Origin of the sequence: Methylobacterium phyllosphaerae, from assembly GCF_001936175.1 — a bacterium.
Classification (GTDB): Bacteria; Pseudomonadota; Alphaproteobacteria; order Rhizobiales; family Beijerinckiaceae; genus Methylobacterium; species Methylobacterium fujisawaense.
This window is the reverse complement of sequence record NZ_CP015367.1, coordinates 4,781,916-4,802,462: the sequence shown is the minus strand read 5'-3', so window position 1 is coordinate 4,802,462 and position 20,547 is coordinate 4,781,916. Positions and strand designations below refer to the sequence as shown.

The 20,547-nt window shown below is 71.3% G+C and carries 20 protein-coding genes; 11 read left to right on the top strand and 9 right to left on the bottom strand.

Features of this window, described 5'->3' with window-relative positions:
• Positions 1-21: 21 nt before the first annotated feature.
• From MCBMB27_RS21925 to flbD, 4 genes are all read left to right on the top strand, one after another.
• Positions 22-1,080 carry a flagellar motor switch protein FliG gene (locus MCBMB27_RS21925; protein ID WP_075381271.1) on the top strand — a complete coding sequence of 353 codons (1,059 nt, stop codon included), beginning with the start codon at positions 22-24 and terminating at the stop codon, positions 1,078-1,080.
• On the top strand, positions 1,077-1,688 hold the full coding sequence (locus MCBMB27_RS21920) for a FliH/SctL family protein (RefSeq protein ID WP_043347399.1): 612 nt from the start codon (positions 1,077-1,079) through the stop codon (positions 1,686-1,688). Before MCBMB27_RS21925 ends, MCBMB27_RS21920 begins: the two co-directional genes overlap by 4 nt.
• A gap of 10 nt (positions 1,689-1,698) precedes the next feature.
• Positions 1,699-2,031 carry a flagellar motor switch protein FliN gene (gene fliN, locus MCBMB27_RS21915; RefSeq protein ID WP_012321962.1) on the top strand — a complete coding sequence of 111 codons (333 nt, stop codon included), beginning with the start codon at positions 1,699-1,701 and terminating at the stop codon, positions 2,029-2,031.
• A 93-nt stretch (positions 2,032-2,124) separates the two neighbouring features.
• On the top strand, positions 2,125-3,486 hold the full coding sequence (gene flbD, locus MCBMB27_RS21910; protein ID WP_043386056.1) for a sigma-54-dependent transcriptional regulator FlbD: 1,362 nt from the start codon (positions 2,125-2,127) through the stop codon (positions 3,484-3,486).
• 109 nt (positions 3,487-3,595) lie between these two features.
• Here the strand turns inward: flbD and MCBMB27_RS21905 are convergent, their stop codons facing one another.
• Positions 3,596-3,880 carry a hypothetical protein gene (locus tag MCBMB27_RS21905; RefSeq protein ID WP_043347393.1) on the bottom strand — a complete coding sequence of 95 codons (285 nt, stop codon included), beginning with the start codon at positions 3,878-3,880 and terminating at the stop codon, positions 3,596-3,598.
• A gap of 102 nt (positions 3,881-3,982) precedes the next feature.
• The gene (locus MCBMB27_RS21900; RefSeq protein WP_075381270.1) at positions 3,983-5,293 is read right to left on the bottom strand and encodes a KpsE/RkpR family capsule polysaccharide export protein; all 1,311 of its coding nucleotides are present in this window, start codon (positions 5,291-5,293) and stop codon (positions 3,983-3,985) included.
• Positions 5,294-5,485: 192 nt separating this feature from the next.
• On the opposite strand from MCBMB27_RS21900, the gene MCBMB27_RS21895 reads away from it, so the two are divergent.
• The 3 genes from MCBMB27_RS21895 to fliP are packed head-to-tail and all read left to right on the top strand — an operon-like array spanning position 5,486 to position 7,819.
• Entirely contained in the window at positions 5,486-5,917 is a 432-nt protein-coding gene (locus tag MCBMB27_RS21895) for a hypothetical protein (protein ID WP_043354672.1), read from the top strand.
• A gap of 55 nt (positions 5,918-5,972) precedes the next feature.
• Positions 5,973-7,040 (top strand): flippase-like domain-containing protein, encoded by a 1,068-nt coding sequence (locus MCBMB27_RS21890; RefSeq protein WP_075381269.1) that lies wholly within the window; start codon positions 5,973-5,975, stop codon positions 7,038-7,040.
• 14 nt (positions 7,041-7,054) lie between these two features.
• Entirely contained in the window at positions 7,055-7,819 is a 765-nt protein-coding gene (gene fliP / locus MCBMB27_RS21885; protein WP_043350145.1) for a flagellar type III secretion system pore protein FliP, read from the top strand.
• Positions 7,820-7,943: 124 nt separating this feature from the next.
• Here the strand turns inward: fliP and MCBMB27_RS29770 are convergent, their stop codons facing one another.
• The 4 genes from MCBMB27_RS29770 to MCBMB27_RS30300 all read right to left on the bottom strand — a co-directional run bounded on the left by MCBMB27_RS29770 (position 7,944) and on the right by MCBMB27_RS30300 (position 12,614).
• Positions 7,944-8,111 carry a hypothetical protein gene (locus MCBMB27_RS29770; protein ID WP_159020369.1) on the bottom strand — a complete coding sequence of 56 codons (168 nt, stop codon included), beginning with the start codon at positions 8,109-8,111 and terminating at the stop codon, positions 7,944-7,946.
• Positions 8,108-11,500, bottom strand: a complete 3,393-nt coding sequence (locus tag MCBMB27_RS21880) for a hypothetical protein (protein ID WP_075381268.1) — start codon at positions 11,498-11,500, stop codon at positions 8,108-8,110. Before MCBMB27_RS21880 ends, MCBMB27_RS29770 begins: the two co-directional genes overlap by 4 nt.
• Positions 11,501-11,627: 127 nt before the next feature.
• On the bottom strand, positions 11,628-12,335 hold the full coding sequence (locus MCBMB27_RS21875; protein WP_043760167.1) for an invasion associated locus B family protein: 708 nt from the start codon (positions 12,333-12,335) through the stop codon (positions 11,628-11,630).
• Positions 12,336-12,437: 102 nt separating this feature from the next.
• Positions 12,438-12,614 (bottom strand): hypothetical protein, encoded by a 177-nt coding sequence (locus tag MCBMB27_RS30300; RefSeq protein WP_167380422.1) that lies wholly within the window; start codon positions 12,612-12,614, stop codon positions 12,438-12,440.
• Between the two features lie 376 nt (positions 12,615-12,990).
• On the opposite strand from MCBMB27_RS30300, the gene MCBMB27_RS21870 reads away from it, so the two are divergent.
• Positions 12,991-14,436: a homospermidine synthase gene (locus MCBMB27_RS21870; protein ID WP_043350149.1), complete on the top strand. Its 1,446-nt coding sequence runs from the start codon at positions 12,991-12,993 to the stop codon at positions 14,434-14,436.
• 87 nt (positions 14,437-14,523) lie between these two features.
• Here the strand turns inward: MCBMB27_RS21870 and MCBMB27_RS21865 are convergent, their stop codons facing one another.
• The 3 genes from MCBMB27_RS21865 to MCBMB27_RS21855 all read right to left on the bottom strand — a co-directional run bounded on the left by MCBMB27_RS21865 (position 14,524) and on the right by MCBMB27_RS21855 (position 17,037).
• The gene (locus MCBMB27_RS21865) at positions 14,524-15,417 is read right to left on the bottom strand and encodes a transporter (protein ID WP_043350152.1); all 894 of its coding nucleotides are present in this window, start codon (positions 15,415-15,417) and stop codon (positions 14,524-14,526) included.
• A gap of 140 nt (positions 15,418-15,557) precedes the next feature.
• On the bottom strand, positions 15,558-16,409 hold the full coding sequence (locus tag MCBMB27_RS21860) for a metallophosphoesterase (RefSeq protein WP_170861831.1): 852 nt from the start codon (positions 16,407-16,409) through the stop codon (positions 15,558-15,560).
• Between the two features lie 22 nt (positions 16,410-16,431).
• Positions 16,432-17,037: a cation efflux transmembrane domain-containing protein gene (locus MCBMB27_RS21855; RefSeq protein ID WP_170861830.1), complete on the bottom strand. Its 606-nt coding sequence runs from the start codon at positions 17,035-17,037 to the stop codon at positions 16,432-16,434.
• A 189-nt stretch (positions 17,038-17,226) separates the two neighbouring features.
• Between MCBMB27_RS21855 and croR the strand changes: the two genes are divergently transcribed.
• From croR to crtI, 3 genes are all read left to right on the top strand, one after another.
• Positions 17,227-17,700 (top strand): 3-hydroxybutyryl-CoA dehydratase, encoded by a 474-nt coding sequence (gene croR, locus MCBMB27_RS21850; protein ID WP_043386041.1) that lies wholly within the window; start codon positions 17,227-17,229, stop codon positions 17,698-17,700.
• Between the two features lies 1 nt (position 17,701).
• The gene (locus tag MCBMB27_RS21845) at positions 17,702-18,529 is read left to right on the top strand and encodes a TrmH family RNA methyltransferase (RefSeq protein ID WP_170861829.1); all 828 of its coding nucleotides are present in this window, start codon (positions 17,702-17,704) and stop codon (positions 18,527-18,529) included.
• Between the two features lie 410 nt (positions 18,530-18,939).
• A complete protein-coding gene (gene crtI / locus MCBMB27_RS21840; RefSeq protein ID WP_043350165.1) occupies positions 18,940-20,529 on the top strand; it encodes a phytoene desaturase family protein in 1,590 nt (529 codons plus the stop codon).
• Positions 20,530-20,547: the final 18 nt, after the last annotated feature.

Below are 20,547 nucleotides of genomic sequence, written 5' to 3'. Positions count from 1 at the left end.
TAGGGCGTCGAGGGCAACACGATGGCGGCAGGTGCGGGACAGGGTTTGGCGAACACGCTGGCGACGGCGGGCGGCGATTCGTTCGCGGCGATGCCCGGTCCGCAGCGCGCCGCCGCGCTCCTGCTGATGCTCGGTGAGGAGGAAGGCGCGCCGATCTGGCAGGCGCTCGAAGAGGAGGAGATCAAGAAGGTCAGCGCCGCGATGGTCCAGCTCGGCACGCTGGAGGCGACGACCGTCGAGAAGCTGATCATCGAGTTCGTGACGAAGCTCGGCAACAGCGGCGGCATCTCGTCGAATTTCGAGCGGACCGAGGCGCTGCTCCTCAAGATCTTCCCGAGCGACCAGGTCTCGCTGATCATGGCGGAGATCAAGGGCGCGTCGGGCAAGCGCGTCTGGGCCTCGATCGCCCAGGTCGACCCGGAGATCCTCGCCTCGTTCCTGCGCAACGAGTACCCGCAGACCGTGGCGGTGGTGCTGTCGCGGGTGCGGGCCGACTACGCCGCCAAGGTGCTCACCATCCTGCCCGAGGATTTCGCCATCGACTGCCTCAACCGGATGCTGCGCATGGAGACGGTGCAGAAGGAGGCGCTGCGCCACATCGAGGAGACCCTGCGGGTCGAGTTCGTCTCCACCATCGCCCAGACCCAGCGCCGCGACGCCCACGAGATGATGGCCGACGTGTTCAACGCCTTCGACCGGCAGACGGAAGGCCGCTTCCTCGCCGCCCTGGACCAGGCCAACCGCGGCTCGGCCAAGCGCATCCGCGAGCTGATGTTCACCTTCGAGGACCTGCTGAAGCTCGATCCCGGCAGCGTCCAGACGCTGATGCGCTCGGTCGACAACGACACCCTGTGCCGCGCCCTGAAGGGCGGCAACGAGAGGACTCGGGCCTTCTTCATGCAGCAGATGTCGACCCGGGCTGCCAAGAACCTCACCGACGAGATGGCCGCCCTCGGGCCGGTCCGGCTCAAGGAGGTCGACGAGGCCCAGGCGAAGATGACCGAGATCGCCAAGGACCTCGCCGAAAAGGGCGAGATCATGATCGCCAAGAATAGCGCCGAGGAGGAGCTGATCTATTGAGCGCCCAATCCGCCCGGAGCGCCAAGCCGTTCCTGTTCGAGACCGATTTCCGCAGCGCCCGCCCGAGCGCCGAGGCCCAGCGCGCCGCCGAGGCCGCGCTCCGCGCCGAGGCCGAGGCGCATGCCCGCGGCCTGCAGGAGGGACGCGCCCAGGCCGAGGCGCAGGTCCAGGGGCGGCTCGCCGACGCCATGACCCGCCTGGCGCTCGCCGCCGCGGGCCTGATCGCCCAGGCCGACGCCCGCGACACCGAGCGCGAGGCGCAAGCGGTCGAGGTGGCCATGCTGATCGCCCGCAAGGTGGCGGGCGACGCCCTCGATGCCGCCCCGCTCGCCGGCATCGGCGAGGCGGCCCGGACGGCGCTCCAGCATCTGCGCGGCGTGCCGCACTTGGTGGTGCGGGTGCACGACAGCCTCGTCGAGGAGGTCGAGACCCTGGTGAAGCGCCTCGCCCGCGAGCGCGGCTACGAGGGCCGCCTCGTCGTCCTCGGCGACCCCGACATGGCGGCGGGCGACGCCCGCATCGAGTGGGCGGACGGCGGCATCGTCCGCGAGCGCGCCCGCATCGAGGCGGCGGTGCTGGACGCCCTCGGCCTGCCGACGAGCCTGTGAGGAGATCCTGATGTCCGACGATTTCAGCCTGCCCCAGCTCGGCGAGCACGACACCGACTACGCGGCGGGCTCGATCCGCGACGCGCCCACCACCCCGAAGACCGCCGCCGACCTGGAGCAGCTCTTCGACGTGCCCGTCATGGTCTCGGCGGTCCTGGGCTCGGCCCGGATGCCGATCGGCGACCTGCTGCGGCTGGCGCCCGGGGCGGTTCTCGAACTCGACCGGAAGGTCGGCGAGGCGATCGACGTGTTCGTCAACAACCGGCTGGTCGCCCGCGGCGAGGTCGTCCTCGTGGAGGATCGGCTCGGTGTGACGATGACCGAGATCGTCAAGGGTGAATGACCCGGGCGACCGAGAATGTGGCCCGGGCGCCGGCGACGGCCGCAGGCCAGTTCGGCGCTTAACCCGCGCCAGGATGTTTGAGAGGGACGAACCATGCGGCTCCTGATGATCGGGCGGCTCAATGGCGAGCTGATCACCGCCTCGAAGATTTGCATGCAGCGCGGCGCGTCGGTGACGCAGGCCGATGCCGTGCCGCAGGGCCTCAACGTCCTGCGCGCCCGGGGCGCCGACCTGATCATGATCGATGTCGGGCTGCCGATCCGCGAGCTCGTCACCGCCCTGGAGGCGGAGCGGATCCGCACGCCCGTGGTCGCCTGCGGCGTGTCGGCGGACGCGTCGGCCGCCGTGGCGGCGATCCGGGCCGGCGCCAAGGAGTACATCCCCCTCCCCCCCGACCCGGAGATGATCGCCGCGGTGCTGGAGGCGGTCGCCACGGATCGCGCGGCCTTCGTCTGGCGCGACCCGTCCATGGAGCGGGTGGTCAAGCTCGCCGAGCAGGTCGCGCGCTCCGAAGCCTCGGTGCTGATCACCGGCGAGAGCGGCACCGGCAAGGAGGTGCTGGCCCGCCACGTCCACCAGAAGTCCAACCGGGCGGGCAAGCCCTTCGTGTCGGTGAACTGCGCGGCGATCCCCGAGGCGCTGCTCGAATCCGAGCTGTTCGGCCACGAGAAGGGGGCGTTCACGGGGGCGGTCGCCCGACGGATCGGCCGGTTCGAGGAGGCCAATGGCGGCACGCTGCTCCTCGACGAGATCTCCGAGATGGACGTGCGCCTGCAGGCGAAGCTGCTGCGGGCCCTCCAGGAGCGGGTGATCGACAGGGTCGGCGGCACGGCGCCGGTGCGGGTCGACATCCGCGTGCTCGCCACCTCGAACCGCAACCTCGCCGAGGAAGTCCGGAAGGGCACGTTCCGCGAGGATCTGCTCTACCGGCTCAACGTCGTCGCCCTGCGGCTGCCGCCCCTGCGGGAGCGCCCGGCCGACATCATCGAACTCGCCACCCACTTCGCCCGGAAATACGCCGCGGTGAACGGGATGCCGGTCCGCCCGCTCTCTCCGGAAGCCCGGACCCTGGTGCTGAAGAACCCGTGGCGCGGCAACGTCCGCGAGCTGGAGAATACCCTTCACCGGGCGGTGCTGCTCGCCTCGGGCGACACGATCGGCCCGGAGGCGATTCTCTCGCCCGACGGCGAGACTTTCGCGGCCGAGGGACCGGCCGCGCGCGCCGCGCAGGTCGCCGAGGCCGCCACCCGCGGGCTGGTGGGGCGGACCGTGGCGCAGGTCGAGTGCGACCTGATCCTCGACACCCTGGATCATTGCCTCGGCAACCGGACTCACGCCGCCCGGATCCTCGGCATCTCCATCCGGACCCTGCGCAACAAGCTCAACGAATACGTCTCGGCAGGGCTCGAAGTGGCCGAGCCCGGGAGCGTCCGGACGAGTGTCGCCTGCGGCTGACGCGCCAGGGGTCGCGGGACCGATCCCCGCTCAGGCGCGCTGCCGCTCGGCGGAAATCCGGCCCGGAATCGATGCGGATGGCGGTGTCTCGACGCGGTGGTGAACGGTCCTAGCGCCGCCCGCTCTGCGCCGCCTTGTGGGCCTCGGTCTGGGCCGCGAAGGCCGCGTCGAGCTTGCGCAGCGACTCGTAGCGGGCCACGTCGCCCTCCACGTCGCGGATCGTCTCCTCGACCAGGTGGCGCTGGAGGGCCACCCGCGGATCGTCGGCGGGCAGCGCCTCCCGCTCCTGCAACCGGAGCACGGCCTGCCGCACCACCGTGTAGACCGCCTCGCGCTCCTCACGGGTCATCGACGGCTGGATCGCCTTCGCGACGAGATCGGAGAAATCCGACATGGCGTGTTAGCGTTCGCTCATTCTGGGACGCCCGAAAGGCCGGGCCGCCTCCCTCTACAGACCGCGCCGCCCCGGATCCAGATCCGGGAGCCGCGACCGCGGCTACATCCTCTGGTCGCGGATGCCTGCGAGCAGGAGCGCGGACGAACTCCAGATCACCAGGAAGCAGAAGAACGCCACCAGCAGGGTATGGCCCCGCTCGGGATAGAGGCTGTCGGTGGGAAGGACCGGAGGCACGAAGGTGGCCAGGAAGATGTGCTGCTTGCTGGCAGAGACGCGGGCCCGGTCGAGGAGGGTGTGGGCTGATTCCTCGAGCTTCTCGGCGATGGTCCGTTCGACCAGCAGGCCCTCGTACTGGAGCAGCGCCTCGGTCAGGTTCTGCCCGCCCGCGCCGGCGGTGGCGCTCGTCATCTCGTCTTGGAGCGTCTTCATCTGCTGGTCGATGGCCGCGATGTTGGCCACCAGCGTCTGGATCGAGCGCGACCGCTCGTCCAGATTGGAGCCGCGCAGGACCTGCAGGTCGTTCTCGGCCTTCAGCTTGTCCTTCCGCAGGGACGTCAGGGCCGTCAGCGTTCCCTCCGCTGACTTGATCGGATCGATCACGCCCCACTGATTGCGGAAGGCCTGCAGCGCGAGATGCGCCTTGCGCAGACGGTCCTGCGCGACCTTGGCGTCCGCCTCGGCCTGGGCGACCATGTCGGACTGCGCCCGCTTCGAGATGTCGTTGATCAGAGCCTCAGAGCGCAACACCACCGCGCGGGCGATGGTCAGGGCGTCCTCGGGTGTGAAGGCGAGCACGGACAGCCGGATCACGCCTGAGATCGAGTCGATATGCGCCTCGACGTGCTTGCGCCAGTATTTGGTGAGATCCTCAATCGGATCGGTCGGATCGAAGCGCGCCCAGAAATCCGCCTCGGACCGCGAAAACATCTTGGAAATGCCGATGCTCTTCTCGAGAGCCTCGACCAGGGTCTGACTGTTGATGTAGTCGCGGACGATGAAGCTGTCCTGGCTGTTATGCTTCTGGATCAGGTTCGTGTACTGGCCGAGCGAGATGTTCTCCATCGGCTCAACATTGCCGCGGACCGCGAACTGGGCCTCCGCGACGTACTGGTTGGACGCGAAGGCGAACAGGTAGAGGCCGACCACCAGGGTGGGCAAAAGCACGAAGAAGCCGATCCGGCGGATGATCCGTGCGCAGTAGCTCGACGTGTCCTCCTGCCGCGGGCGCAGACCGGGCAGACGGGTCCAGTCCAGGCGCTCACGGACCGAGGCGACGAGCGCTCGTGCGGTGCGCTTCTCCGGCACCGGCCGGATCGTCTCCGCGCTCCGCCGCAACTCGGTCATCGTCGGTGCGGCGAACGTCACGATCTCGCCTTCGCGCGTGTCGTCCTTGACGTCGTCGAAGCTCATCCGCTCTTTGTTCCTGGGTCTGCGCCGGTTCCGCTGCCGCGGCGCCGGCCGAGGGGCGGCCCGTGCGCGATAACCGGAATCCCGTTCTTTTAGGCCCTTTTTATGGCACCCGGCTTGGCCGCTCCGCCCGTCGCTGCACCGCGGCGACAGGCGCCGTAGCCCGCACCGGGTATCGCGTCCTACAGTCTCTGGATGATGACAGAACCCCATGTCCCGGGCGTGGATGGCCGCCCGACCGGCCGTTCGGCCAAGACCAAGCTCACCGAGATCGTCGTCGTCTGTTCCAAATGCGCCAAGCGGCAGGGTCTGCGCGGCCGAGACCTCCGTGCCCTGCTGAAAAAGGCCGGAAAGCAGACCGTCCAGGACGGGGGAGCCGGCCGCCGGAGGAAGCTCTGTGTCGTGGAATCGGGCTGCCTCGGCCCCTGCCCCAAGCGCGCGGTGGCGGTCGCCACCGGCGCGAGCCTGGCTGCGGGCCGCGTTTTCCTGCTCGATCCCGCCGCCGGCCCGGCCGAAGCGCGTGCCGCCGTACTCGATCCCGTCCTGCCCCGCCGTGCAATCCCCGAATTCGGCCCCAATACCGCTCTAGCGGCGATACCATCCGACGAATCGCCGCCGGTCCGCTGACCGGCACAACCTGGAGCGCGCTCTTGCCCGCCTCTCGACGCGAGGCCCCCGCACCGTGACCGGCAACCACGTTTCCCGGAAGCGGCGGGCAGCCCACGCCGTGCTGCGTCGCCTCCCCTTGATCGGTACCCTGATCGGCCTCGGTCTCGCCGTCTGGCTCGTGGCGACCAACGATCTGGCCGCCGTGGCCACGGCCTTCGGGCGGATCGGCTTCGCGGGCTTCGCCGGCGTCACGCTGGTGCGGATCCTCGTGATCCTCCTCTGCGGCCTCGCCTGGGCGCGCATCCTCGACGGGCTGCCGCCCCCGGCCGGCCCGGCCTGTCTGATCCTGCGCTTCGTCCGCGAAGGCATCAACGTTCTGCTGCCCGTCGCCTCGGTGGGCGGAGACGTTCTCGGGGCACGCCTCCTCACCTTCTGGGGTGTTGCCGGGTCCCTGGCGGCGGCCTCGGTCCTGGCCGACCTGCTTTTCCAGGTCGGAACCCTCGCTTTGTTCGCCAGTCTCGGCGCGGGCCTCCTGAGCCGGGTCCAGGGCGCCGAAGCGGCTGCGCTCGCCAGCTGGACGCTGCGGACGCTGGCGGTGGCCGGTCTGGTGGTCGCGGCGTTCTTCGCCCTCCAGCGGATCGGCATCGTGCGGGTGATCGAGGATCGGCTCACCGCCCTCGGCCGGCGCTTCGTGCGCGAGACCGAGGCGCGCCCCGAGCCGCCCCGGCGGATCCAGGGGGCTCTGGACACGATCTGGGCGCCGAGCCGACGGAGTCACCTGGCCCAATCCTTCGTCCTGCACGCGCTGGCTTGGCTGCTCGGCACGGCAGAGGTCGCCGTCGTCCTCGCCTGCATCGGCGTGGATCATGTCGGCTTGGCCGACATCCTGGTGATCGAGGCGCTCAGCCAGGCGATCAAGGCCGCAGCCTTTCCGGTCCCGAGCGGCCTCGGTGTGCAGGAGGGCGGGCTCGTCCTGGTCTGCGGTCTGTTCGGCATCGATGCCGGCACCGCCCTCGCCCTTTCGCTCGCCCGCCGGGTGCCCGACGTGGTGCTCGGCCTGCCGGCGCTCCTCGTCTGGCAGAACCTCGAAGCGCGCCGGGCCGGGGTGCGTCCGGCCACACCCAGCTGCGACAATCCGTGACCCAGAATCGTCCCGTGCCGCCTCGCCCGGCGGCCCTTGTCCCGAAGCCGCGCCTGCGGCTGCTCGCCCTGGCCGGACTCGCCGGCGGTCTGCTCGCCGCCGGCCCCGCCCTCGCGCAGAGCGTCACCCTCGATCTGGGCGCCGGCGGCACCACCGAGCGCGCCCTGCAGCTCGTGGCGCTGATCACCGTCCTGGCGGTGGCCCCGTCGGTGCTGGTCATGGCCACGGCCTTCACCCGCATTGTCGTGGTGCTGTCGATCCTGCGGTCGGCGCTGGGCACCCAGACGGCGCCACCGACCGCGGTGCTGGTCAGCCTAGCGCTGTTCCTGACCGCCTTCGTGATGGCCCCCACGGGCCGCGCGGCCTACAGCGCCGGCATCGAGCCGCTGGTCGCCGGCCGGATCACGCAGGCGCAGGCGTTCGAGCGCGCCTCGGCGCCGTTCAAGACCTTCATGCTGCGCAATGTGCGCGAGAAGGACCTGAAGCTGTTCCTCGACCTCGCCAAGGTGCCGGCCCCGAAGGGCCCGGAGGATGTCGGCCTGGAAATCGTGACCCCGGCCTTCATGATCTCGGAACTGCGCCGTGCCTTCGAGATCGGCTTCCTGCTGTTCATCCCGTTCCTGATCATCGACCTCGTGGTCGCGTCGGTCCTGATGGCCGTCGGCATGATGATGGTCCCACCGGCGACGGTCGCCCTGCCGTTCAAGCTGATCTTCTTCGTGCTGGTCGACGGCTGGACCCTGGTCGCCGGCTCGCTGGTCCAGAGCTACGGCGGATGACGGCAGCCGCGACCGGCCGTCGACGATCCGGGCAAATCCGGACGGCCTCCGCGGCGACACCGCAGGATCGCGCGATGGCGGGGATCGGTGCGCGGAGTCGCCTGACGGGCCGCGCGGCATCGGCCTAGACGCGGCCGGCCTGCGGCCTCTGCCGGGCGATCCCGGTCGACGTGCCGGCGCCCTGCAGGCCGCACAGGATCTCGCGCCGCTCGGCCTTCCGTTCGGGCGTGCAGACGCGACCGTCGTCGGTCGTCAGGAAGGCGTCCGGATCGATCCCGACGGGCCGGCTCACCCGGGCGGCGCGCCGGGCGATCCGGCGCTGCTCTGCTGGCCGCCCGCCCCGCCTGCCTGCGGAGCTTCCTGGGACGCCTCGCCGCTCGCGCCGGGTGCGTCCGGCCCGCCGCGCGCGGGTGTGGCGGCGTCCGGGTAGCGCTTGCGATACTCGGCCAGGAACGCCGACAGGGTCTGGGCCTTCGTGGCGCGCGCGGCGATGTCCCGGAAGCCCGGCGCCCGGGTCGGGTCCATGCCGGTCAGGAGCGCGAAGGTGCGGGCGTCCGGGCTCGCCGCCATGGCCTCCGAGAACTTCGCCTTGAGCCGCTCCAGGCCGATGGCCTCGTGCGCGAGATCGTAGGCGATCGCGGCGCGGATCACGTCGGCGCGCGCCTGATCGTCCAGCGGCTGGCCGGACTGCCACGAATCGCCGAGCAGCGCCTCATGGGCCTCGCCGGCCTCGCGCCAGCGGCGTGCGCCCCAGTAGATGTCGGCGCGCAGCCGGTCGATATCCGGGCCGCTCTCGCCGTCGATCGTCTCCAGGGCGAGGTCGGTCCGGGTCAGGTCCGACAGGGCACGGGCGCGGATCAGGCCGCGGGCGCGCCTGAGCTCGCCCGGGAGCTCGGGCAGCTCGGTGGCGTCGAGGGCCTTGAGCGCCTCCATCGGCTTGTCGTCCATCAGCCGCACCGTCGCGAGCCGCGTCGCCACGGCGGACCGCGCCGGGCCGGTGAGGCGGTTGTCGATCTGGTACTTCAGGAGGTCGGCGGCGGAATCGAGGAGGTCGAGGCCCACGAGGCGGTCGGCCAGCCGGCGCACCACCGCGTCGCCGCGCCGCCCGATCGGGCTCAGCTCCCGGAAGTCGAAGAAGAGCGCCACGGCCTCGATCCCGGAGAGCTTGTCGCCCTTGTCGGTGAGGTACAGGTTCTCGAAGGCCATCTGCGCCTCCCGCGTCAGGGCCTCCGTGGTGGGGGCGTTGGGCGCGGAGGCATTGGCCCGGCGCACCACCGTGAAGGCGTCCCGCCACCGGCCCGCGTCGAGGTAGAGGCGGGCGAGGCCGGCCGTGATGCCGTCCTCGACGGGGCCGCCGTGCCAGGTCAGGGCGAGCCGCTCCAGCCGCTCGGTGGCGGCATCGAGGGCCAGCTTGCCGGAAGCCCGAGCCAGGAGCGCCCCCCTGAGGGCGGCCTCGCCCGAGACCGGCCGCACGGCTGAATCCTCCAGGCGGGCATAGGCGTCGAGGGCCGCCTCGGTCTGGCCGGTCGCCTCGGCCACGCGGGCGCGGACCAGGGCCAAGCGGTCCCGGATCCAGGGCGCCAGATGACGCTCTGCCTCGGCCCGGGCGGCGGCGGTCTCGGCATCGCCGTTCTCGATCGCCGATTCCGCCGCGCTCGCCCGGATCAGCTGCGCCACATCCGTGGGATAGCCACTGGCCAGCGGCAGCACCTTGAGGAAGCCGGCTTCCGCCGCCTTCCAGTCGCCCGCACCCGCTGCCGCCATCGCCCGCCACAGGGCGGCCTCGCGATCATCGGCCAGGGGCGGCACGCTGAGGGCCTTCAGCGCCTCCGCGTTCCGGCCGATCCGCACCAGGGCCATGCCCCGCAGGATGGCCGTCTCGCGCTGGGAGGCCAGGAGCGGATCGTCGGCGGCCGCGATCTCGAGGACCGTGAGGCCCTCGTAGTCGAGGCCGTTGGCCAGATCCGCACGCGCCAAAGCGAGGCGGGCCGGACCGCGCTCGGATGGCGTCGCAGCGACGGCCGCGTCGAAGAGGCCGCGCAGGGTCTCGCGGACGTTGCCCATCCGGGCACGCTCCCAGGGCTCCTTCGCGATCGCAAGCGCACCCGCATCCGCGAGCACCGCTTCCGGCTTGCGGGCCGCCATGGAGGCGGCGAGACCGCCCTCACGGCCGATCGAGACGCTCTCGAGCTCGGGCCGCACGGCGAGATCGTCGGCGCCGGCCAGCACCGCGAGACCGTGCCGGCTCGGCAGGATCTCGAAATCGACGAAGCGGCGGCTCTTCGGGTTGCCGACCGGGCGCTGCGCGGCCGAGGTGACCACCGCGATCCGCTCGTTGTCGAGGGTGAGCCACGTCGCCGAACCGGGATGCGGCAGCGCCAGGGTGACGGCCATGCGGCCGGACGGATCGGGTTTGCGGACGGGATCGATCGTGTCGCTCGGACTCAGCGTCTCGCCCGCCGAGAGTTCCCAGGCGACTCCGCTGGCGGTGGTGACGGCGCTGAGATCGACGAGGCGTCCGGGCGGGACGGGAAACCGCATCACCGTGAGCGGGCCGCTCCGGGCGGGCGGCCCCATTGGCGCGAGCCCCTGGCTCGCCGGCGGCAGGGTCACCGGCTCGGCGGTCTCGAAGGCCAGGGTCGCGACGCCGCCGCGCTCGAACAGGACGGCCGGCGGCAGGGTTTGGAACGGGAAGACCAGGCCGCCGCCGGCACGGCGCTTCGGCGGTGCCTCGGGAGGCCGGGGCGGAGCGGCCGGCGCCGCCTGGCGCGGCGGGACCGGGACCGGGATCGGCGGCGACGCTGTCGCAGCGGCTGGCCCCGGCACGTCGACGGCGGCCGTCGCCGGCTCCGGCGGCTTGCGCCGGACCACGTCCACGATGATGGCGCCGTCCTCGCGCTCGGTGCCGATCGTGAACCCGTCCTCGGGGGTGACGAGCAGGCTCGCCGAACTCGCGTCGATCTCCGTGGCCAGCTTGGCGATGCCCGGCCTCGGACGGCCGCGGGTCTCGCCCGTGTCGATGGTCCAGGCCCCAACCACCCGCACCCGCGTCGCCGGCCCCTCGGCGGTCACCGTTGAGACGGCCTCGGCGGGCAGGCGCAGCGACAGCCGCGTCAAGGTCGGAAGCCGCGCCAGTTCGAGCGACAGCGGCCGGCGCACGGGTTCCGGGATGCGCGCCCTGAGCGCCTCCTCGGCGGCACGGGCCCGGCGGGCGAGTTCGGCGATCACCTCCGGCGGGAGCGGCGGCGGCAGGCCGGACCAGCCCTCCGGCAGCAGGTCCACGAACACTCGCTCGCCGGCCGTCTGGACGTTGACCTGGTAAGGCCGCTGCAGGGCGAGCCGGAGGCCCGTCCCGTCAGGATCGCGGCGGACGCTGGCGACGAAAGCCGGCATGTCGTCGGCGAGGTGCTCGGGCCCGGCCGCGATCCGCTCGCCGTAGCCGACGAGCAGCACGCCGCCGGCGAGCTTGGTCTTGATCGCGACCGGCTTGTCGAAGGTGAACACGATCCGGCCGTAACCGCCGGCACCGTTGCCGCTCTCGCTGCCCTTCGCGCCGATCAGCCGTGCGGCCAGGACCGGGTCGATCGCCGCCAGAAGGGCAAGCAGCGCCAGCGACGCCGTCGTCAGCAGCCGCACGCCACGTCCTCGACCGACCCGGGGTCGCCCGCCCACCGATCCCATCGCCTCGCCGATCCGAACCCGGCGCGCGGCACTGGACGCGCCGCGGCGCGCGGCGCCACATCTCGGCGGGATCCTGCCGCGCTGCGGCTAACGCTGGCTTAACCGTAACCGGAAAAGGCGACGGGCCTCAGCCGCTGAGGGCGACGGCCCGGTCGAAGGCCTGGGGGAAACCCACCAGCGGCACCGAGACGGTGGCCGGTTCGGTGCCCCCCGCCTTCTGACCGGTCACGGTGAGCGCCTTGGCGGTGCGCATCCCGTCGAGGGCCAGCGTCGGGAAGCTGATCGCCACGATGCAGCCCTCGGCGCTGCAGGTCGTGTAGGGCGCGCCCTTGCCCAGGGTCTGCTCGTCGAGCTTGAAGGTCACGCCCGGCTCGATGGCGAGTCCGAAGGGCATCAGCACGATCCCCTCGGAGCGGCCGTTCGCCGGCGTCTGCAGCTCGATGCCGAACTTGCGCCGGCCGGTCTGCGAATCACCCTGCGCCTGGGCCACGATGCAGGTGACCTTCTCGTTCGGACGCGTGCAGGTCATCGTCCAGTCGCCGTAGCTCTCGCTGACGGTGCTGGCTCCGGTGGGCCACGCGGCGTGGGCCGGCGCCGCCGCAGGCGTGGCGGCCGCCTCGGACTTCGCCGCCTCGGCGGGCTTGGCGGCCTCCGCGGGCTTGGCCGCCTTGTGGGGGACGGGCTTCGGCCGGGGCTTGGGACGGGCCTTGGCGGGTGCCTCGGCGGCCGGCGCGGCCTCGGGCTCGGCATCCTGTGCGCGCGCCGCCAGGATCGGGACCGCCGTGAGCAAGGTCGCGATCAGGCTGAGACGCAGATGCGCACGAAATGTCGGCATGGAATCACGATCCCCCGAAGCCATTGGACGGCAGAGCCGCCTAATGCCCTAGCCGGGGCGACGCAATCGTCCGGAGCATCGTCAGTGGGTCGGGGGCCGCCCTCAGAGCGGATTCGGGCCGCCGACGGCGCGGGCCAGGGCGCAGCGGCGCGCGAAGGCGGTCTCCGCTCCGTTGCGCAGGCCACGGGCGACCACAAAGACGAGGGTGAGGAAGCCGGGATCACGGTCGGCGGTCTCGACGGCCGGGCCGGGGATCCGGGAGGTTATGAGCGCGAGCATGACGGACTCGGAGTGCGAGGGCCCGGGCGTTTCCACGCTCCCCAGTTCCTGCGGTCCTCTCGGTGACCTTGCTGCACTGCAATATGAGCCCTGCACGCGGAGCCTGCCATCCGTTCCAGGGCGGGGGGCGCATGCGTCGAGGTCATGGTTTCGACCCGGCGCGTGCAAGATGCCGTTAACGAAGGCGCGGATCCGCGCGGTTGACCGGCGACGGGCGAGCGGCCATTGAGCGCGCTTCCGGCGACTCGGCCCCTGGACCGCACCGGCACCGCTCCGGCGGCGCGGGCCTGTCGCTGCACTGTCACACGCGCGCCATAACCCGCCCGCGAGCCAGATGAGCGGACGCGCCCGGCATCCGCCAACGAGGATATCCCGCATGACCGATCAGCCGACCCGTCACCCGATCCACGGCCGGATCACCGGCCCCATCGTGATGATCGGCTTCGGCTCGATCGGCCGGGGCACCCTGCCGCTCATCGAGCGCCATTTCGAGTATGATCGGGCCCGCTTCACGGTGATCGACCCGGTCGACACGCATCGCGCCCTCGCCGAGAAGCACGGCCTGCGCTTCGAGAAGGTGGCGCTGACGCCGGAGAACTACCGCGACGTGCTCACCCCGCTCCTCACCGAAGGCGGCGGCCAGGGCTTCTGCGTGAACCTGTCGGTCGACACCTCCTCGCGGGCGATCATGGAGCTGTGCCGCGAACTCGGCGCCCTCTACATCGACACCGTGGCCGAGCCCTGGCCGGGCTTCTACTTCGACAAGACCAAGAGCCAGGGCGACCGCACCAATTACGCCCTGCGCGAGAACATCCTCGATGCCCGCGAGCAGAAGCCGGGCGGCACCACGGCGGTCTCCTGCTGCGGCGCCAATCCCGGCATGGTCTCGTGGTTCGTCAAGCAGGCGCTCCTGAATATCGCCCAGGATACCGGCCTGGAGCGGCCGGAGCCCAAGACCAAGGCCGAGTGGGCCGCCCTGATGAAGGATCTGGGCGTGAAGGGCGTCCACATCGCCGAGCGGGACACGCAGCGCGCCAAGAATCCGAAGCCGCGCGGCGTCTTCGTCAACACGTGGTCGGTCGAGGGCTTCGTCTCCGAGGGCAACCAGCCGGCCGAGCTCGGCTGGGGCACGCACGAGACCTGGAAGCCCGACAACGCCCGCGAGCAGGAGAAGGGCTCGCGCTGCGCGATCTATCTGCTGCAGCCGGGGGCCGACACGCGGGTGCGCACCTGGGTCCCGACCGCCGGCTCGCAGTTCGGCTTCCTCGTGACCCACAACGAGGCGATCTCGATCGCCGACTACTACACGGTGCGCGAGGGCGATAAGCCGGTCTTCCGGCCCACCTGCCACTACGCCTACCACCCGGCCGACGACGCCGTGCTGTCGCTCCACGAGATGTTCGGCAAGGCGGCCAAGGTGCAGGAGCAGCAGCACATCCTCGACGAGACCGAGATCGTCGACGGCATCGACGAGCTCGGCGTGCTCGTCTACGGCCACAAGAAGAACGCCTACTGGTACGGCTCGCAGCTCTCCATCGAGGAGACCCGCCGGGTCGCACCGTACCAGAACGCCACCGGCCTGCAGGTGACCTCGGCGGTACTGGCCGGCATGGTCTGGGCCCTGGAGAACCCGGAGGCCGGCATCGTCGAGGCCGACGAGATGGATTTCCGCCGCTGCCTGGAGGTCCAGACCCCGTATCTCGGTCCGGTCGTGGGCGTGTACACGGACTGGACGCCGCTCACCGACCGCCCGGGCCTGTTCCCGGAGGACATCGACACCAGCGATCCCTGGCAGTTCCGCAACGTACTGGTGCACGGCTGAAGGCTCTGCCGCGCCCCGTCAGCCGGGGCGCGGATCCGCCGCCTGCGCCCGGGATGACGCCAGCCCGGACAGCGTCAGCCGGCTTGGCTACTCGGCCTGCCGCCGCGTCACCAGGGTGCGGCCCGGCTCGACCTCGTTCTTGTCCTGGTACAGCGGCACGATCGCCCGCAGCCAGCCGCGGACCTCGCGGCCGCCGTAATTGCGCTCGACCACGTCGTGGGTGAGGTAGGCCTGGAGGTTCACGGGTCCGAAATTGTAGCCGACGAGACCGCCCACCGCGATCTGCCCCTGCGGGCGGTAGCTCGCCACCCCGGTGGGAAGGTCCGTCGACCCGAACGCCACCGCGCCGACCTGCCACGCGCCGAACTTCTTCGTCATGGTCAGGTCGAGGTTCAGGTAGTCCGGGTACAGGGTGCCGCTGGGCGAGCGCGGGTCGAGGAAGACGCCGTAGAGCAGGTTCGCCGTGAGGTTCCAGCCCTGGCCGGTGTAGCTGACCGCGAAGCGGTGGGTCAGCGAGGCGGACTGGGTCAGGAAGCGCGTCTGGATCGGCAGGTAGCCGCCGAACAGGTAGCTGACACCCACATCCCCGCCGAGATCCCAGGCGAGCTGCGCGGCGAGCAATTGCTGGCCGACGCCGCTCTGGTAGGGCGCCCCCTGGCTGCTCGCGGCCGCGATCGGCTGGGTGAAGAAGAATTGCAGGCGCGCGCCCGCGACGTCCCAGGGCGTCGCCCACGCGAAGGTCGGCAGGTTGACGTTGGTTGCGGAATCCCGCGGGCGGGTGCCGCGCACGCCGAAGCTCGACAGGTTCACGAAATACAGGCCGACGGGAAGCTGATCGCCCACCGGCAGACCGACCGTCTGCCCCGGCTGCGCAGCGGAGGCCGCCCGGGCGCCCGTCGCCGTCGACGCGACGGAGATGGGAGCGGTGACGGCAAGAACCACCGCCGCGAACCCGCGTGACGTCAGGCTAAATCCGACCATGAGAACCCCGAACCTGAGCCCCGGGATGCGGGGCCGATCAGGGTTGGACGGGCGCTCGCTCCGACAACATCCCGCCGTTACGGCCAAGCCGTGCGCAACGGCACAGCCTCGACGGTCCGATCTCTTGGGACGGGACTAAATCACCGGTTCTCGACTTCCACGACGAAATCGCAGCGGTAGGTCGCGCCCTCCACCGGGTTCGAGACCCAGCGGCAGCGCCCGACCGCGAGGTCGTGGCCCGCGTGGAAATGCCCGGAGATCCACAGCGCCGGTCGCGCGGGATCGGAAAGGGCGTCGAGGGCCGTGCTGGCATAGAAGGCCGGCACCCACCAGGGAACGCCGGCCACGTCCCGGAACCGGTCCGCGGCCAACGGGCTCGCCGGGTGATGGGTCACCACGACGGTCGGACCGTCGTGCGGGATCCGCAGCGCCGCGTGCAGGGCGGCCCGCTCGATCCGGTGCTCCGCCATCGCGTCCGCGGGCTGCCAGGGACTGCCGTCGGCCTTGCGGATCGCGCCGAGATATTCCCGCGAGCCCGTCACAGGATCGGTCATGCGGGCGGCCGCGTAGGCCACCGGATCGGCGGGCCGGTCCGGGGCATCCGGGGCGAGCCAGCGCCCGGCGAGGTCCCAGTCGCTCCACAGGGTGGTGCCGACGAAGCGGACGCCGTCGATGACGCAGCTCTGCGCGCGCTGGAGCAGATGGATCCGGGCACCCAGCTCGTTGAGCCGGGCGACCTCACCTTCCAGGGCGGCGAGCAGCTCCGGTGCGGTGCGCCGGTCCCCGGTCGGGGCATAGCGCTCGTGGTTGCCCGGCACCAGCACGATCGGCCGCCCCTGGGCGAGATGCAGCAGGGCCGCGAGCCCCCGTTCGGGATGCCCTTCGTGGAGGTCGCCGGGGCAGGCGAGCAGGTCGAACGGCTCTGCGGGCGGCGCGATCAGGTCGAGGCGGCGTCGCTCCAGGTGCAGATCCGAGATGGGGAAGATGCGCATGATGGTCGCTGCTGAGGGGCCGCTATCGTGCGGCTCTGCGCTCGGCCGCGGCCGCCTTGAGGATGTCGGCGGCCGAGTCGGCGTTGAGGATCGCGATCCCGGCCGCCACGACGAGGTCGGGCCAGGGGGATGGGTGGAGGGCCGTCACGAGGCCGGCGGCGATGATCGCCAGATTGGCGTAGGCGTCGTTGCGTGCCGAGAGATAGGCCGCCCGGGTCAGGCTGCCCGAGCCGGAGCGATGCCGGGCGAGCATCAGCGCGCAGGTGAGGTTGACGGCCAGTGCCCCGAGCCCCGCGAGGGTCAGGGGCAGAGCGGCGGGGGCGGTGAAATCGGCGATCTTGCCGTAGGCCGCCCAGGCGCCCGCCAGCGCCGGCAGCAGCAGGATGCCCGCCATGGCGGTCCCGAGGCGGGCGCGGTTGCGCGCGCTCCAGCCGAGGCCCGCGTAGATCAGCAGGTTGATCGCGGCGTCCTCGAGGAAATCGAGGCTGTCGGCGATCAGCGCCACCGAGCCGATGGCGAGCGCCACCGCGATCTCGATGCCGAAATAGCCGAGGTTGAGCGCCGCCACGCGGGCGACGACCGGGCGCAGGGCGGGCCGCGCGGGCGGGGGCACATCATCGGCGATCACGGGACGCCTCTTCGCCGACGCGCACGGCTCTGTCGAGCGGCTGTTGAGAAAACCCTGTCGGCGGCTCAAGAAAGTTCGAGGCCCTTCAGCCTTTGTCCGGGTGGATTCGGCGCCGGGATCGTGCGACGCCGTTGCCGGAGCCGGCCGCACGAGACGAATGACCGGCCCGAACCGGAGGTCTGCCGCGTCATGCTGCCCGAACTGCGCGTGCTCTATTTCGAGGATCTCGAAGTCGGACTGTCGGAGACTCTGTCGAAGACCATCGCCTCGTCGGATGTGGTGGGTTTCGCCGAGATCACCGGCGACCGCAATCCGATCCACCTGTCCGAGCACTTCGCCGCGCGCACGCCCTTCGGCACCCGCATCGCCCACGGCCTGTACACGGCCGGGCTGATCTCGGCGGTGCTGGGCACGCGCCTGCCCGGACCGGGCGCCGTCTACATCTCCCAGACCCTGAACTTCCGCGCCCCGGTGCGGATCGGCGACGTCGTCGACGTCACCGTGACGGTGGCCGAACTCATGCCCGAGCGGCGGCGGGCGCGCCTCGCCTGCCGGTGCTCCGTCGGGGGCGAGACCGTCCTCGACGGCGAGGCGCTGGTGAAGGTGCCGACCAAGGCCGAGGCCGACCCGCTGGCGAACCGCACCGAGCGCGCCCAGGGCTGAGGTGACCCCGGACCCGGAAGACCTCGGCGACCCGGACGATCGCCGCCTGGAGCCCTATACCCGGATGCGCGAGCGCGACCTCGTCGGCCGCGCCGGGCGCTTCATCGTCGAGGGCGAGGTGACGCTGCGGCTGCTGCTCGGCCGCCGCAGCCGGTTCCGCGCGGAATCGATCCTGATCGCCCCGGAGCGCTGGCCAAGCCTCGTCGCCGACGTCGCCGCCTGCCCGGAGCCGCCTCCGGTCTATTGCGCCAGCAAGGTGGTGATGAGCGCGGTCACCGGCTTCCCGATCCACCGGGGGGTCCTGGCCATCGGCCTGCGCGGCGCGGAACCCGCGGCGACCGCCCTCGTGCCGCCGCCGCCCGCCCCCGCGCTGGTGGTCGGCCTTGCCGGCCTGACCAATCACGACAATGTCGGCGCCGCCTTCCGCAACGCGGCCGCCTTCGGGGCCGACGCGGTGATCCTCGACGGGGAGAGCTGCGATCCGCTCTATCGCAAGAGCATCCGGGTTTCGGCCGGGGCCGCGCTGATCCAGCCCTTCGGGCGGCTCCCGGCGGGGCAGGACTGGCTGCGGCTGGCCGACGCCCTCGACCTCCAGCCGTTGGCCTTCAGCCCGGGGGCGACCGAGTCCCTGGATGCCCTCACCGTGCCGGCGCGGGCGCTCCTGATCCTCGGCACCGAGGGGCCGGGCCTCGACGCGGCGACTCTGGCCCAGGCGCGGCCGCTCCGCATCCCCATGGCCGCCGGATTCGATTCGCTCAACGTCGCCACGGCGGCGGGCATCGCCCTGTTCACCATCGCCCGCGGCCAGGGGCGCCTCGGTCCGACGTGAGCGCGCGGCGCCGGCGGGTCGGGGCCCGGAATCCGATCTCGGCATCGCCGCCCTGGCCGGGCGCCCGATGCAGGGGGCGGTCGGCAGCGGGACCTTCGGGCGGAGGCCGGCCCCGGCATGGATGGTGTCGACGCCTGGGCCGGTGCTGAGGCGCAGGATGTCCGCCGACCGGCGGCTCCCGGATGATGGCCGCGTCTCGGCCCGCGCAGGTCCGCGGCCTGCGGGCCGGCCCGCCCTCGGGCGCCTCGGTGGCCGGGACAACGGCGGCCTTGCGCAAATCTTGCGAATGGGTGTCCCTGGTATGATCGTATACAGCGTTCTGCGCGCGACAAACGGCTGCAATTGCCGCGCGATGATGCCAAGCTAGCTTGGCCACATGGGTGTCGGGATTCTGTGAGGAGTCGGGGACGTTGCTTCAGTCTGGGGATGGGTTGCGAGCGCTGACCGGGCGCCGGGTGGCCGTGGTCGGGGCCGGGCCAGGTGGGCTTGCCTCTGCCCTGCTCCTGGCGCGGGCCGGGATCCATGTCACCATCTTCGAGAAGGATTCCCAAGTCGGCGGCCGGACGAAAACCGTTGAGGCGCCCGGCGGATACCGCTTCGATATCGGACCGACGTTCTTCCTCTATCCGCAGATTCTAGCGGACATTTTCGCGAGCTGCGGGGAGCGGCTGGAAGACCACGTCAAGCTCGAGCGGCTCGACCCGCAGTACCACCTCGTTTTCGAGGGGCAGGACGGCATTTCGGGGACGATCAGCGCCACGGGCGATGTCGGGCGCCTGGAGCAGGAGATCGCCCGCCTCGCGCCGGACGACGCCAAGAACGTCAAAGCCTTCTTCGCCGAGAACCGCACCAAGCTGAACTATTTCAAGCCGGTCCTTGAACAGGCCTTCCACACGTTGCGCAGCATGGCGAGCCCGGCGATGCTGGCTGCCCTGCCCTACCTGCATCCGGGCCGGAGCGTCGACCGCGACCTCAAGCGCCACTTCGCCGACCCGCGGGTGCGCCTCGCCTTCTCGTTCCAGACCAAATACCTCGGGATGTCGCCGTTCCGGTGCCCGAGCCTGTTCACCATCCTGTCGTTCCTCGAATACGAGCACGGGGTCTACCACCCCGTGGGCGGTTGCGGCGCCGTCTCGGAGGCCATGGCGGGCTTGGCCGGCCGCATGGGCGTCGATCTCCGGCTGAACAGCACGGTCGAGCGGGTGCTGTTCGACGGCAAGCGCGCCTGCGGCCTGGTGGCGGACGGCGAAACCTTCAACGCCGACGCAGTGATGATCAACGGCGACTTCGCCAAGGTCGTCCGCGCCCTCGTCCCGGAGCGGCACCGGCCGCGCTGGCGCGACGCCAAGATCCAGAAGGCCCGGCTCTCCTGCTCGACCTTCATGCTGTATCTCGGCCTCGAGGGGAAAATGCCCGACAGCCTCGGGCATCACACGATCCTCCTGGCCGATGGCTACGAGAAGAACATCCGCGAGATCACCGAGGGCACGCTGCCGATGCAGCCCTCCCTGTACGTGCAGCACGCGGGCTACACGGACGGCGGCATGGCGCCCCCCGGGCATACGGCCCTCTACGTTCTGGTTCCGGTGCCGAACCTCAAGGCGGGGATCGACTGGTCGACGCTGCGGGAGACCTACCGCGCGCTGATCCTGGAGCGTCTGAAGCTCCTCGGGATCGACGATCTCGAATCCCGCATCCGCTACGAGCGGATCATCGATCCGACCCAGTGGGAGGAGGATTTCGCCGTCCATGAGGGCGCCACCTTCAACCTCGCCCACGACCTGATGCAGATGCTGTATTTCCGCCCGCACAACCGCTTCGGACCGGGGCTGTACATCGTCGGCGGCGGCACGCATCCGGGCTCCGGCCTGCCGGTAATCTACGAGGGTGCCCGCATCTCGGCGCGGTTGCTGATCGAGGAACTGGCCGGCGCCCGCGCCGCCGCCACGGCGGGCATTCCCGATACGGCGCCCTTGGCGACCTCCGGCGAGGCCTCGTGAGCGCGGCGACGGATCGGA

Excerpts from the sequence above, each read along its gene's own strand:
- MCBMB27_RS21925 (WP_075381271.1), top strand. The coding sequence starts at position 22 with ATGGCGGCAGGTGCGGGACAGGGTTTGGCGAACACGCTGGCGACGGCG.
- fliN (WP_012321962.1), top strand. The coding sequence starts at position 1,699 with ATGTCCGACGATTTCAGCCTGCCCCAGCTCGGCGAGCACGACACCGAC.
- flbD (WP_043386056.1), top strand. The coding sequence starts at position 2,125 with ATGCGGCTCCTGATGATCGGGCGGCTCAATGGCGAGCTGATCACCGCC.
- MCBMB27_RS21905 (WP_043347393.1), bottom strand. The coding sequence starts at position 3,880 with ATGTCGGATTTCTCCGATCTCGTCGCGAAGGCGATCCAGCCGTCGATG.
- MCBMB27_RS21900 (WP_075381270.1), bottom strand. The coding sequence starts at position 5,293 with ATGAGCTTCGACGACGTCAAGGACGACACGCGCGAAGGCGAGATCGTG.
- MCBMB27_RS21895 (WP_043354672.1), top strand. The coding sequence starts at position 5,486 with ATGATGACAGAACCCCATGTCCCGGGCGTGGATGGCCGCCCGACCGGC.
- MCBMB27_RS21880 (WP_075381268.1), bottom strand. The coding sequence starts at position 11,500 with ATGGGATCGGTGGGCGGGCGACCCCGGGTCGGTCGAGGACGTGGCGTG.
- MCBMB27_RS21875 (WP_043760167.1), bottom strand. The coding sequence starts at position 12,335 with ATGCCGACATTTCGTGCGCATCTGCGTCTCAGCCTGATCGCGACCTTG.
- MCBMB27_RS30300 (WP_167380422.1), bottom strand. The coding sequence starts at position 12,614 with ATGCTCGCGCTCATAACCTCCCGGATCCCCGGCCCGGCCGTCGAGACC.
- MCBMB27_RS21870 (WP_043350149.1), top strand. The coding sequence starts at position 12,991 with ATGACCGATCAGCCGACCCGTCACCCGATCCACGGCCGGATCACCGGC.
- MCBMB27_RS21865 (WP_043350152.1), bottom strand. The coding sequence starts at position 15,417 with ATGGTCGGATTTAGCCTGACGTCACGCGGGTTCGCGGCGGTGGTTCTT.
- MCBMB27_RS21860 (WP_170861831.1), bottom strand. The coding sequence starts at position 16,409 with ATGCGCATCTTCCCCATCTCGGATCTGCACCTGGAGCGACGCCGCCTC.
- croR (WP_043386041.1), top strand. The coding sequence starts at position 17,227 with ATGCTGCCCGAACTGCGCGTGCTCTATTTCGAGGATCTCGAAGTCGGA.